The 13,448-nt window shown below is 36.4% G+C and carries 12 protein-coding genes; 7 read left to right on the forward strand and 5 right to left on the reverse strand.

Going from position 1 to position 13,448, the window contains the following annotated elements:
* Positions 1 to 12: 12 nt before the first annotated feature.
* Both spoIIP and SCI76_RS00780 read right to left on the reverse strand, forming a co-directional pair.
* Positions 13 to 1,182 carry a stage II sporulation protein P gene (gene spoIIP / locus SCI76_RS00775; protein ID WP_014459838.1) on the reverse strand — a complete coding sequence of 390 codons (1,170 nt, stop codon included), beginning with the start codon at positions 1,180 to 1,182 and terminating at the stop codon, positions 13 to 15.
* Positions 1,183 to 1,342: 160 nt separating this feature from the next.
* Positions 1,343 to 2,911 (reverse strand): RQC-minor-2 family DNA-binding protein, encoded by a 1,569-nt coding sequence (locus SCI76_RS00780; RefSeq protein ID WP_407544894.1) that lies wholly within the window; start codon positions 2,909 to 2,911, stop codon positions 1,343 to 1,345.
* Between the two features lie 249 nt (positions 2,912 to 3,160).
* Here SCI76_RS00780 and SCI76_RS00785 point away from each other — a divergent pair, with 249 nt between their 5' ends.
* Positions 3,161 to 4,753, forward strand: coding sequence for an APC family permease (locus tag SCI76_RS00785; protein ID WP_013057301.1), 1,593 nt, complete (start codon positions 3,161 to 3,163; stop codon positions 4,751 to 4,753).
* Positions 4,754 to 4,908: 155 nt separating this feature from the next.
* The gene (locus SCI76_RS00790) at positions 4,909 to 5,448 is read left to right on the forward strand and encodes an SMI1/KNR4 family protein (RefSeq protein ID WP_048019205.1); all 540 of its coding nucleotides are present in this window, start codon (positions 4,909 to 4,911) and stop codon (positions 5,446 to 5,448) included.
* 42 nt (positions 5,449 to 5,490) lie between these two features.
* Here SCI76_RS00790 and SCI76_RS00795 read toward each other — a convergent pair whose 3' ends face one another.
* Positions 5,491 to 5,991, reverse strand: a complete 501-nt coding sequence (locus tag SCI76_RS00795) for a GNAT family N-acetyltransferase (RefSeq protein ID WP_033579159.1) — start codon at positions 5,989 to 5,991, stop codon at positions 5,491 to 5,493.
* A gap of 270 nt (positions 5,992 to 6,261) precedes the next feature.
* On the opposite strand from SCI76_RS00795, the gene SCI76_RS00800 reads away from it, so the two are divergent.
* Together SCI76_RS00800 and SCI76_RS00805 are read left to right on the forward strand one after the other, a co-directional pair.
* Entirely contained in the window at positions 6,262 to 7,752 is a 1,491-nt protein-coding gene (locus SCI76_RS00800; protein WP_033579158.1) for a cell wall metabolism sensor histidine kinase WalK, read from the forward strand.
* A complete protein-coding gene (locus tag SCI76_RS00805; protein WP_407544897.1) occupies positions 7,730 to 8,413 on the forward strand; it encodes a response regulator transcription factor in 684 nt (227 codons plus the stop codon). Before SCI76_RS00800 ends, SCI76_RS00805 begins: the two co-directional genes overlap by 23 nt.
* A 42-nt stretch (positions 8,414 to 8,455) precedes the next feature.
* Here the strand turns inward: SCI76_RS00805 and SCI76_RS00810 are convergent, their stop codons facing one another.
* Positions 8,456 to 10,075 (reverse strand): SulP family inorganic anion transporter, encoded by a 1,620-nt coding sequence (locus tag SCI76_RS00810; protein ID WP_047750849.1) that lies wholly within the window; start codon positions 10,073 to 10,075, stop codon positions 8,456 to 8,458.
* Between the two features lie 16 nt (positions 10,076 to 10,091).
* The gene (locus SCI76_RS00815) at positions 10,092 to 10,679 is read right to left on the reverse strand and encodes a carbonic anhydrase (RefSeq protein WP_275211067.1); all 588 of its coding nucleotides are present in this window, start codon (positions 10,677 to 10,679) and stop codon (positions 10,092 to 10,094) included.
* Positions 10,680 to 10,927: 248 nt separating this feature from the next.
* Between SCI76_RS00815 and SCI76_RS00820 the strand changes: the two genes are divergently transcribed.
* The 3 genes from SCI76_RS00820 (at position 10,928) to SCI76_RS00830 (ending at position 13,334) form a co-directional block, all read left to right on the forward strand.
* Positions 10,928 to 11,590, forward strand: coding sequence for a hypothetical protein (locus tag SCI76_RS00820; RefSeq protein ID WP_407544899.1), 663 nt, complete (start codon positions 10,928 to 10,930; stop codon positions 11,588 to 11,590).
* Positions 11,591 to 11,745: 155 nt separating this feature from the next.
* A complete protein-coding gene (locus tag SCI76_RS00825; protein WP_048019207.1) occupies positions 11,746 to 12,192 on the forward strand; it encodes a MerR family transcriptional regulator in 447 nt (148 codons plus the stop codon).
* Entirely contained in the window at positions 12,162 to 13,334 is a 1,173-nt protein-coding gene (locus SCI76_RS00830) for an MFS transporter (RefSeq protein ID WP_048019208.1), read from the forward strand. Before SCI76_RS00825 ends, SCI76_RS00830 begins: the two co-directional genes overlap by 31 nt.
* Positions 13,335 to 13,448 lie beyond the last annotated feature (114 nt).

Raw genomic sequence — 13,448 nt, forward strand, 5'->3', positions numbered from 1 at the left:
AGAGGGCTTTTTTTATTGAGCAGGGGCATCTACTTTTTCAGCTTGCCAGTAAAATTGGCTAATGACATCAGACAGTGCTTTTGTTGTGTTGGTTAGTTCATCAAAGTTATTGTCAACTCCGCCCACTTCAATTAAAATCGCATTTTTGGAAACATCTTGGTTATATACACCGTTACCGCTGGATTTGTTTTTGCCAATAACTCCGCGGCTTAAGCCGGGATATTTCTTTTCAAGTCCTTCATGAAGCGCTTTTGCCATCTTTAAGTTTTGTTCAAAGTTTTGATTCGCTTTCCCTAAAACAAACACAACTTTTGCATACGATTTATTGTTAATCTTAATAGTTGTATTATCTTTTCGAAGTGAATCTCGGTGCAAATCGATAAAGTAAGTTAAATCTCTATTTTCAGTCATCGCCGTTTCAATTACTGTACGAGACATGGCGTACGATTGATTGGTGTTCCAACCTTTTTCTTTTAATTTCTGTCCAATATTGGTTTGATCTACTTCTGCTCCAATTCCCTGAGCCTCTAAATCTTTTCCTAGCATATTTGCAACCATATTGATATTTGTTTTGCTATCCACCGCTTTATTAGCATCTGGATCACCTTCAAGTCCTAACAGTGGCAAGTAAGATTCCCAGCTGTGCGTATGATAAATATAAAATACCTTTTTTCCGCCAGTTGTATTATTATTCGGAGCGTTCGTACCATTGTTTTCTTTAGGCTGCTGAACTTTTGCAGTAGAATTTCTCTCTTTTAGTGTTTCATCTAGCGGCGGTGCAGATTCTCTAGGGAAGTTTGTGAAATTTGTACCTTCACCGGCGATGATAATATTGGAGTCGTAAATACTGAATCCAGGAAGTTCTGAACCAAACAAGCTTCTCGCGTCTTCTGCTCGAATACTTGTTGATAACTCTAGCAGTGTAGAAGAAAGACCTGGAGGCGAGTAGTTTTTATCAAAAGCCGTTGAAAAGTGGTGGTTTTCTTGGCTCATCAGATAATAAAGGCTCTCCGCTTTATGCTTCGATAACGTTTGATAGACAATAGAAGAATTGAACTGTTCTTTAAATGCCGAGTAACTTACTAGAACAATGATAGATGATGTCATTAAAACAATGGATAAAATAACAAGAACCATCTTATATGTTAACACTACAAAATTGGCGCGATTACTAGATTTCAATGGCGAAATCTCCTCTCTATGTCAGCGTCAGGCTAATAGGTATGAAGGACTTTGCTAATCTAGTAATCATTATATGAATGGAGATTTCTAATTATGATAGGCATTTAATAGAGAAAGTAGTCTTCAAAATCAAAAAAGAAGAATCACGCGAGATATAATCTCATATTCTCCGTGATTCTTCTTCAAATAGACGTCGGATGGCTTCGCCTTTTGGAGTGAGGCTGAATCCTTTTTTCTCTTTTTTAAGCAGCTGATAGTTTTGTAATTCTTGTAAATACGTAATAATGCGCTTGCGCTTTACGGAATTTAATAATCCAAATGCGGGTATTTTATCGAGCTCTTTTTGACGAATGCTGTTAGTAGAAACGCCTTCTAAAATTTGTATGTAACTCTGCTGAGTTTCCGTGTTCTTTAAGGTATCTATAAGCGTTAATAACCGTAGCATTTGGTTTGAATCAAACGTTATTTGACCGATTTTTAGCGGAGTCGAAAGCAGATCCTGACGCTGCTTATGAAGTTCATTTTCTATCTTAGCGCTTATTTCTGTCAGTTTCTTTTCTATTTCGTTTGGATCCATATAACATGTAAATTTGTTTGTTTCCTGCAGCAGGGTGACATCTGAAAAATCCCACTGTGAAAACCATTGTATGGAACCAATTTTGAGATTGGCATTCGGTGTTTTTACTTGTAATACGTTTTGAATGAAGAAAAGAAAGGGATCGTTTTCCTGTAAAACTTGTCTTTGATTAAGTTGATAAGTGGTTAGGCTGCACAATTTATCTTGGATCTCTTTAATGTGCACTTCATGATGCTTTAAAAGACTTTTCCACTTAAAAAAGACAAGAAGCTTTTGAATCACTTCTTCGTTTTCATCCATAATCTCTTCGAACTGCCGCTGAGTTGTCGCTAAGCGCTTGGCTGCTAGTACTACATTATACTCATCATCGAGTGAAATGGCATCACCTGTGACATCATATGTTACGGCGAGACCTCTGTTTTCTGAAGTTAAGCGAATGATCTCGTTTTCCCCGTGAACAGTTAATACCGTATCTTCCGTATCTGAAAATCCTCTCTCAAAAGCGGTGGAAGAAAGAGATCGAAAAGGTCTCATAATGATTTCGATCCGATTGCGCCAAAAAGCAATTTGCTCAGGGTTTTTCATAATAAAAAGCAAAGGTGATTTTTTTGATTGTTCAATTGCTTCAATCACATCTGCATTTCGGTGATAAAGAGAAATAAGGGGATGTTTGAAAAAACACTTATTAATATGTTGAATCCATTCTTCTTTTGAAGAATCATGTATTCTAGCGCAAAACATGTAATCTTTCATAATGCTTCCGAGATAATTTTCCAACTCATTTTTAGTTAAAACCGTAAAATCTTGAGAATAAAACTCATCATGATGAATAGGAATGCCGCGATTCTTATTATATTCTTTCCATAGAAATGAAGTTGGTTTCCAAAAGTAAGGATAAACGTCTTCATTTTTATCAATTGCGACGGGAAAACCGCCCCTATGATTTCCATATAAGAATGTTTGAAAAAGGATGATATCTTCTTGAGGTAACTCATTCATTGCTCGCTCAAAGTAGTCGTCTAAACGTCCAAGCAACCCTTTAGTATGTTTACTTCCTACGGACCGAATCGATTTATTCTTACGTCCGAGCGGAAGGAATGTTAAGTGGTTGTAAGCTGTAAAATCAACTGGCAAATTCTCTGGTAAAGTCATTTATCTAACTCCTTTCATTTATTGAGTATTTTACCCATTAAAGAAAAGAAGAAAAAGTTTTAATGTGTCTTGAACGCAAGAATTATTTTTAAGAATTTTCTGTTAATTAACCTTCAGAAATAAAGAAAAGGGATTCAAAGTAATTTTGAATGGGTATAGTAATAAAAATTTTGACACATATTATCGAATATATATGAATGTTGTCAAAAAAACCAACAAAAGTGATGATTCATCCAAAGGAGGAAGCTTATGGAGAATAAAGGTCCGTTTAAAAAGACGATATCCCTATTAGATTTAACATTGATTGGATTAGGGGCTATTTTTGGCTCCGCTTGGCTGTTTGCCGTTAGTAATGTCGCTACGCAAGCAGGTCCTGCAGGAAGTTTTTCTTGGGTTATTGGTGGAGTTATTATTTTATTAATAGGCCTTGTATACGCCGAGCTAGGGGCTGCCTTGCCTCGTACAGGAGGAATTATTCGATATCCTGTTTATTCACACGGTCATCTTGTAGGCTATATGATTTCGTTTATTACGATCGTAGCTTACACTAGTTTAATCGCTATCGAAGTAACAGCAGTGAGACAGTATGTGGCTTACTGGTTTCCAGGTTTAACAAAATCCGGATCTGACTCACCAACGATATCTGGATGGATTCTACAATTTGTGTTGCTTTGCTTATTCTTTTTACTCAATTACTGGAGTGTAAAAGCATTTGCGAAATCGAATATTATCATTTCTATTTTCAAATATTTTGTACCGCTTACGGTAATTGTAACGTTGGCATTTTATTTTAAGTCAGGAAACTTTACGATGGGAGAGTTTGCTCCCGGGGGATTTGATGGTATCCAGGCCGCCATTGCTACAGGCGGGGTTATGTTTGCTTACTTAGGCCTTCATCCAATTGTATCGGTAGCTGGAGAGGTAAAAAATCCTCAGCGCAATATTCCAATTGCTCTTGTGATTTGTATCATTCTAGCAGCTCTCATTTATACTGCTCTACAAGTATTGTTTATCGGAGCTATTCCATCTGACATGATTAAAGGCGGTTGGTCCGGCATTCAAGATAAATTCTCACTGCCGTTTAAAGATATTGCTGTTGTTCTTGGCCTTGGCTGGCTAGCAACACTTGTTATTTTAGACGCTATTTTATCACCGGGTGGTAACGGTAATATTTTTATGAATACAACATCTAGACTTATCTATGCTTGGTCTCGTAACGGTACGTTATTTAAAACGTTTGCCCATGTGGATAAAAAAACAGGGATTCCACGATCATCTTTATGGCTTTCATTAGGACTTTCGATTTTTTGGACACTGCCATTTCCTTCGTGGAATGCACTCGTAAACGTATGCTCTGTTGCGCTTATTCTATCTTACGCGATTGCACCAATTTCATCAGCGGCCTTTATGGTGAACGCAAAAGATTTGGAAAAGCCTTTTAAATTAAGAGGAATGAGTATAATTGGTCCATTATCCTTTATTTTTGCTTCCTTTATTGTGTACTGGTCAGGATGGAAGACTATTTCGTGGCTGCTAACTTCTCAACTGGTCATGTTTGTTATATATTTGATTTTTGCTAAATATGTGCCTAAAAATGAAGTAAGTCTTCGTCAGCAGATTAAATCAACATGGTGGCTAGTTGCTTATTATATCATCATGCTCTTTATTTCTTATATCGGTTCGTTCGGCGGAGGGAAAGGTTTAATTGATACGCCTGTAGACTTAATTATCATAGCGGTCGTATCTCTTGGGATTTATTATTGGGCTAAATATACGGGCCTTCCAAAAGCGCTTATTGATTACGATCACCATCCTGAACAGGAAGAAAAAGCGCCTGTATAACCTGTAAAGCAGCGACATTCGCTGCTTTTTTCTATGTTATGCAAACATGAATTTCTAAAGTTTATCGTATAATTGAGTAGGAAAGAAGGAATTAGCACATTATTGTTTAATTAATGTAATGTAACCGTTTTAAATCCAACGCTTGGAGGAAGAGTATGATTGAAAAAATAATAAATTCACTTCGAAAGCGGCTGTGGGAAAACAATAATGTTATAGAAGTGTGTAAAAATGAAGGAGAAGTATACAGAACCACTTGTACTTTTTTTGATGGAGTAAGCAAGAACCAACTGCAAGTTTTTGAAGAAGAAATGCATGTATCACTTCCTGAAGACTACAAGCAGTTTTTGCAGCTAACAAATGGGTGTAATTTGTTCATTGATGCTGACAAAAAAATAACAGGGAATTTTTATAGCTTAGAAGACGTAAGAGAAACAGCTTATAAAAGTCAGAGTCTTTATATGACAATTGGGTCTGTCGGAGAAGAAGAGATTATCATTGACTCTAAAAAATCAGCGCACTCTGCATATATAATAGTAAAAAAGCGGAACGCATCGTTTCAAGATGCACATGTATTACATATGAATTTTCAGAAATGGCTGGATTGTTTTATAGTGAGTCAAGGGAATTGTTTTTGGCACTGGAATAGGCTTTGTAATAAAGCTCATTCAACGGATAAAAAGACAACGGCTCAATAATATTATCGTCTAATAAATAAACGAGCACACTAGTGTGCTCGTTTATTTATTAGAAGGAAGACGTTCCCAACCGTATGCTTCGTCTTCAACTTTAGTTTCTCCAAATTGACTTGTACGATTCAAGCTTTTTTTGCCGCCTAATTTTTTATAAAACTGAACGGCTTTCTTATTTTTCTTCATGGCCCAAATAATCATAGACGTATAGTGCTGATCAGTAAATTCTTTTACTGAATGAGAAAACAGAAGACGACCAACTCCTTGGTTTTGCACTTCCTTGCAAACGTATAGCGCGTATATTTCAGCAGCAGACAAATGAGGTTTACCTGCTGAAAAGCCGACAATCTCTTCTCGTTCATCGATAGCGAGCAAAATAAAATGAGAAGGCTCGGTAAGAAAAAGGGACCACTTTTCTGCACTTTGTTTATAAGACAAGTTGTTTAAATAAGCATCAGGTACTAACCCTTTGTATGTAATGCGCCAGCTGTCTACGTACAGACGGGCAACAGAAGGGATGTGAGAGGAAGTAGCTTTAATAATTTTCATTAGAAATTCTCCTTTTTTAAAATATTAAGGCATATAGTATACCTTTCAGCCTAAGAATATTATGAAAAATAGATCATAATTTTCCAGTAATTCATAAAATGGTAAAAAAGGTGGTGTTCATTCTCACTCTATCACGGTAAAGTGAGAATATACATTTGTTTTGTTGTTTTAATTTTTACTATATGTATAATGTCTAACGATCTATTTGTTATTCACCTTTACTAGTCTATCAAATAGTTCTGTTAAAGCCAAAGGGGCATAGGGTAAGTCATGTCAATTCAGCTGCGTTTTGTTTTAACGTATATCAGTATTGTGTTTGTTTTTATTATTTTGCTTTTTTTATCGGGCTTTCTTATTTTTTTCTCCATTACTGGAGACGCCGATTTTGTAAGAAAATTGTACAGCCACTCCTATGAGTATAAATTGTTAACGCCAGAAGAAGAAAATGCATTCTTAGATTTAAAGTTATTGAGTGAAAAAAAACCAGAACAGCTGCTGCGGCCGGAGACAGTTAAAAAATATGAATTTGAAAATATTGATATTGTGATTCAAAAAAACACAGAGGTTGTATATGCTTCAGAATCCATTAAAGGAGAAAACCTTCGTAAATACTTGCCAAAGCATCAAAAAAGTAAAGGGAATCATTCGTATCAGCAGGACATGCTGCGCATAGGCAAGCAGTATTTTACATATATCAACCTTGATTTCCCTTTCTCAAATCAAGAAAAAGGAAGCATTTACGTTTTGCGAAAAATCAGCCCTTATGTAGGCATTATTAATCGGATTTTCCCTTTTTTAATCTTTCTACTATTAATTTTAGTCATTGTGATTATTGGATTTTTAAACTATCTTGTTTCAAGAAGCATTATTAAACCCATTCGTGAATTAAAAGAAGCGGCCGAAAAAATAAAACAAGGTGATCTTCACTTTGAGATCTCTGCTAATTCAAAGGATGAAATAGGCGAATTAACGCAAGCTTTTGAAGAAATGAGGCAAAAACTAAAATCTTCTGTTGAACTGCAAATTCAATATGAAGATAATCGAAAGCAGCTGCTTTCAAGTATTTCACACGATTTACGAACTCCCATTACTTCCATTGTAGGATATGTAGAAGGAATTCAAGATGGCGTAGCTAATACGCCAGATAAGCTTTCTAAATATTTGTTAACGATTTCAACGAAAGCAAAAGACATGAATGCGTTAATCGATGAGCTGTTTTTATTTTCTAAATTGGATTTGCACGAAATTCCATTTGTGTTTAAAAAACTTAATATTTCTGCCTTTATGGAAAGTTATGTGCAAGAGCTTCAGTTTGAAATGAGCGAACATGATATTGATGTTTTATTTTCTAATGATTCTCTAACGACACTGTATGCAAAGGCAGATGCTGAGCAGCTGCGAAGAGTTTTAATAAATTTAACAACCAACAGCATTAAATTTATGGATAAAGAAAAAAGAAGAATCGATATCGTTCTTTCTGCTACCGAAAGTGAACTCATTATTGAAGTAAAAGACAACGGCTCTGGGATTTCACCGGAAGCATTAGCGCATATTTTTGACCGGTTTTATCGAGCAGAACAGTCCCGCAATAGCAATACTGGAGGAAGTGGACTTGGACTGGCCATTGCAAAACAAATTGTTGAACGCCACGGGGGAGACATCTGGGCACTAAGTAAGCTTGGCGAAGGAACAAGTATTTTCTTTTCTTTGCAAAAAATGAATGAAAATGGTGATACACATGAAGAAGATATTGTTAATTGAAGATGAAGTAAGTATTGCTGAATTGCAAAGAGATTATTTAGAAATTAACGATTTTGAAATAGACGTTCAATATAGCGGGGATAAGGGATTAGAAAAAGCGTTAAATGAACATTTTGATTTGATTATTTTGGATATTATGCTCCCTAAAGTGAGCGGATTTGAAGTGTGCAAGCAAATTCGAGCTGCAAAAGATATTCCAATCATTTTAGTTTCAGCTAAAAAAGAAGAAATTGATAAAATTAGAGGGCTCGGGCTAGGTGCAGATGACTATATTACCAAGCCATTCAGCCCTGGGGAGCTGGTCGCAAGAGTCAAAGCGCATTTAGCGAGATACGAAAGACTCTCTGATAAGCAGGAAAAGCGTATGATTCGCATTCATGGTTTAGCGATTGACACGCTCGCTAGAAGAGTATTTGTGAATGACAAAGAAGTGTTTTTTACAGCGAAGGAATTCGATTTGCTGAAATTTATCGTTTCTCATCCAAATCAAGTATTAAGTAAAGAACATCTATTTGAAAAAATTTGGGGATTTGATTCTTTAGGAGACATTTCAACCGTAACAGTTCACATTCGAAAACTAAGAGAAAAGCTAGAAGAAAACCCAGCAGATCCTCAGTACCTAGAAACGGTTTGGGGAGCAGGGTACCGGTTTAATATTTAAAAAAAGAGATCCGAACGATTAATCGTTCGGATCTCTTTTTTATTACGTAGTAACGATTCTATGACGAGCTTTAATCTTACTCACGGGAGGTTCGGAAGAAAATATATTTTTTTCACCGATTTTATCATATAGACCGGTTGACTTTAACATTTCTTTCGGCTGGTGCTGTAAGCCAGAAATAACGACTTGGCTATGCGAATCTTTCAAACGTTCGACCACCTTCGATAGTAAAGCTTCTCCAGATGTATCAATAAAGGAGACTTGGCTCATTCGAAGCAATAAAACTTTCGGTTTCGCTTCAGCGATGTTATCAAAGGAATCTTCTAATACTTCAGCTGATCCAAAGAAAAGAGATCCTTGCATGGTATATTCCATCAGCTCAGATTTGTGAGCGTTTTCAGATGTTTCCGCTAAAACCTTTGAAATCTTCAGTGATCCGCTCATTCGTTTCACGAACATAACAATAGCTAAAAGTAGACCTACGCCTACACCTGTTGTTAAATCGATTGAAACTGTTAATAAAAACGTAGCTACAAGTACAAATGAATCAGCTGACTTGGTTTTTAAAATATGTGCAAATTCTTTACGTTCACTCATATTCCAGGCCACAAACATTAAAATAGGTGCCATACTTGCCAGCGGAATGTTTGATGCATAAGGAGCCAGCATCACAAGGACCAATAAAACAACTAAGCCGTGTATAACTCCTGATAACGGAGAAGCTGCGCCGTTTTTGATATTAGTAGCTGTTCTGGCAATGGCACCAGTTGCAGGAATTCCGCCAAATAGCGAGGTAGCGATATTAGCAATTCCTTGACCCACAAGCTCTTTATTGCTATTATGCTTGGTTTTGGCCATATTATCAGCAACAACAGCTGATAGTAAAGATTCAATACCTCCAAGCATCGCAATTACGCAGGCAGCAGGAAATAGCATCACGATGTTATCCCATGTTAAATCTGGGAAGCTAAAAGATGGTAGTTTACTCGGAATGGCACCGTAAGTAGAGCCAATCGTTGCAACTTTTCCTGGGAACAGTGTAATGGCTACAAGTGTGGAGACAAGAAGACCTAGAAGGGCACCGGGAATTTTAGGTAAAAACTTTGGCGTTATAATCACGATAGCTAAACAAATAGCGGCTATGATGACGCTGTAAATGTTAATCGTTGCAATTTTTCGTAGGATTTCAATCATATTTAAATGAAATTCCTCATGTTTTGCAATTCCCTTTAGGCCTAAAAAGTTAGCGATCTGACCTGAGAAAATAATAATCGCAATTCCTGCTGTAAATCCAATCGTCACAGGGCGCGGAATAAACTTTATAAGTTTCCCTAGTTTAAATATTCCGAGAAGCGTAATCATAATTCCAGCCATAAAGCCGGCAATAATGAGGTTCTCATAACCATATTGCATGACAACTCCAAGCAGCACCGGAACAAATGCACCTGTTGGGCCTGCAATTTGAAATTTCGATCCGCCTAATATTGAAACCATAATCCCTGCGATAATGGTTGTATAAATTCCGTATTCAGGTCTTACACCAGAAGCGATGGCAAAGGCCATTGCTAAAGGAATAGCAACGACCCCAACAACCAAACCGGCGATAATGTCTTTTTGTAAATGCCCTGCTGAATAGCCTTGAAATCGGTTATCTTTTAGCATTCGATAAAACCCTCCTTCATGAGCTTACGGTTTCAGCTCGGTCTTGGGAATAGCCGTTTACAACGACGTCAAGTTTTCCTGTTGAAGGATGAATAACCATTCCAGAAACAAGCACGTCTTTTGGTAATAAAGGGTGATTTCGAATCATATCCACACTGTTTTCGACACTATCCTCTACACATTCAAACCCAGTCAGCCATGATTCTAAATCAATACCAGCATATTTTAGATTACGAATCTGTTCCGTGCTAATCCCTCTTTGTTCAGCAGAGGCTAAAATAGCTTCAGCTTTCATGGCCGTCATTCCACATTCATGATGACCGATGACACATACTTCATCAGCTTGCAAAGCGTAGACGGCAACTAAGATACTTCTCATGACGCTACCAAAGGGATGGGAGATAACAGCTCCGGCATTTTTTACTATTTTTGCATCTCCATTTTTTAGCCCCATAGCTTTAGGAAGTAATTCTAACAAACGTGTATCCATACAAGTTAAAATGACTATTTTTTTGTTAGGAAATTTGGATGTTTGAAAAGCCTCAAATTGATTATTGGTTACAAATTTTTCATTAAACTTTAAAACTTCAGATAGACAAGTCATTGTTTTCCTCCTGCGTTATTTATTTTTAACTTATTTTTTAGTCTAAAGATAAAGTTTAAAAACGAACTAAATAAAATATTAAAATTTTCTTAAAATATTCAGAAAAAACTTATAAATAAACAGAAATTATATGCGTGAAATTATGTAAGCGTATTCTTTGTTTGTTTTCGCGAAAAATAGGAATTATATGTTAAAATGGTACAAAGTTGGGATTTTATAAAAGAATGGTAGAGAGGAGGAAGGCAAAAGTGAAGGTTCTTATAGTAATAGGCATTATTTTCTGTTGTTTAGTAGGGTGCAGTTCTAATGCCCAAGTCACCAACGACAAAGAAATGGGAGAGAATATTCAGCAATCATTTGAAAAAAAAGGTGTAAGCTCAGTGGATGTATCGAAGTTAAGTGATTTTAAATGGGAAAAAGGATATTTATTCACAAACAAAAGCAAGAAAGCCGACGTAGAAAAACTTGTAAACGCACCGGTTAGTGAGGAAGTGATGAAAAAAATATCTGCTGCTGATCAAATGCTTGTGTTTGTATACGAAGGAGAAGTTGTCCGCTATGTAGAACTACCCCAAGATTTCATAGCGCATGATAAAAACCAACTTGAATTTTCATCTTCTCATTCGGAACTAAAATTTAATAAAAACAGGGAGGGCAAGCCTATAAAAGCAGGAGATAAAACGTTAAGTTCAGAAGATGCTTTAACTGTAGAATCAATTATGAAACAAATTCAATGGAAAAAAGCTGATTACAGCGTCGCTCTTGACCCAGATGTACAGCTTACTTATGAGGGCGCTGTATACAATGTACGATTCACCTCCGATAGTGCGGAACTTACTTCTAAAAAAAGAGGAGTGTACGGTAAAGTAACAGGAGAAACAGCACAGCAGCTATATGACATATTGATGTAACCTATTGATTTTTCAATAGGTTTTTTCGTGCACATATTTTTAAGATTTACATAAAATACCTTAATATTGTTGACATTAACGTTAACGTTAATCTATAATGAGTATATGAATGATTAACGTTAACGTTAATGTTAATGAGAGGTGAGGTGAAACATATGTATTTAATCGATGACGTGACGAAAATGACCGGTTTGACCAAGCGAGCTCTTCGGTATTATGAAGAGATTGGACTCATTTTACCCCCGCAGCGCACAAAAGGAAATGCACGAATTTATTCCGAAGAAGAGGTAAAAGAACTAAGAAAAGTAGCGGAAGCAAAAGAAGTTCTCGGTTTTTCTCTACAGGAGCTGCAGCAGTTTATGTCGCTTAAAAGAATGATTGAAGAAAGAAGTGAGCGGCAAGGGTTGTCAGTGAAAGAGATCACGCAAATAGAAGATTTGCTAGAAAATCAAATCAAGATGATTGATTTTAAAGTCGTAAAAATGCAGGCATTTAAAACAGAATTAAAAGAAATGCGAGAATCTGCTATGGAAATACATGAAAAAACAAAAACAAAAGGAGAGATGAAAGAGTGGAAGGACAGCATTCAACTAACCGATTAGGTCAAATTATTACGGTAGTAGCTACTTTTTTAGCATTTATGGGAATTGGAGTAGTAGATCCGATTTTACCGGAAATTGCTAAGCAAATTGGAGCTTCTCATTGGCAAGTAGAAATGTTATTTACTTCCTATTTGTTAATGATGGCTATTATGATGATTCCAGCAGGCATCCTAGCGTCACGTGTAGGAGACAAGCGCTTAATGGTAACAGGACTTATCATTGTGACGATTTTTGCAGCCCTATGCGGGTTTTCTAACAACATTCCTCAGCTTTCCATTTTCCGAGCAGGTTGGGGACTTGGTAATTCGTTTTTCTTTGCAACAGCTATGACGCTGCTTATTGCATTATCAGGTGAAGTGAAAAAAGCAGTAGGATTATATGAAGCTGCAATTGGTTTGGGAATGGCCGGAGGGCCGCTTGTAGGAGGCGTGTTAGGAAATGCTTCTTGGAGATTGCCGTTTTTCGGTACAAGTGCTTTAATTTTTATCGCCTTTATTTTAGTATTAACGATTGTTAAACAGCCTACAAGCACTAAACCTCGTAAAGCAGCAGGTTTTAAAGACATGGTTAAACTTTATAAATTAAAACCATTTACTCAAGGCGCTGTATCAGGCATGCTTTATTACTACGGATTTTTTACAGTGTTAGCTTATACGCCGCTTATTCTATCGATCGGAGCTCTTCAAATTGGCTTTGTTTTCTTTGGGTGGGGATTATGTTTAGCTTATGGCTCAGCGGTTTTAGCACATCAGTTAGAAAAAAGATATCAGCCAAAACAAGTGTTACATGTTAGCTTAATTGTTTTTTCACTTATTTTAATTTGTTTATTTGCCTTTGATGCAACATGGTTGCGCATTGTTTTAATTATGGCAGCAGGTCTTGTATCAGGACTTAATAATGCCTTATTTACGAGTCATGTAATGGAAGTATCTCCTTATGAACGAGGAATTACATCTGGAGGATATAATTTCTTAAGATGGTTAGGCGCAGCGTTTGCTCCTTTATTATCAGGAGTTATCGGCAATGCCGTAGCGCCTCAAGCTCCTTTTCTTGTAGCAGCGATTCTTGGATTGCTCGCTTTTGTTACTATGGTTATAAAAGTAAAAACAACTTCTCAAACGAATGAAGCTGTTTCTAAATAAACGTTGACATAAAAGGCTTTTTCCTGTAAAAAGCCTTTTATTTTGTTTTATGTTATAATAGTAAAAACGTTTTTAATCATAAAAATGAAACTCTTTACCAACTTGTACGTATAC

The organism is Priestia sp. HNGD-A6, assembly GCF_045784335.1.
GTDB classification, from domain to species: Bacteria; Bacillota; Bacilli; order Bacillales; family Bacillaceae_H; genus Priestia; species Priestia zanthoxyli.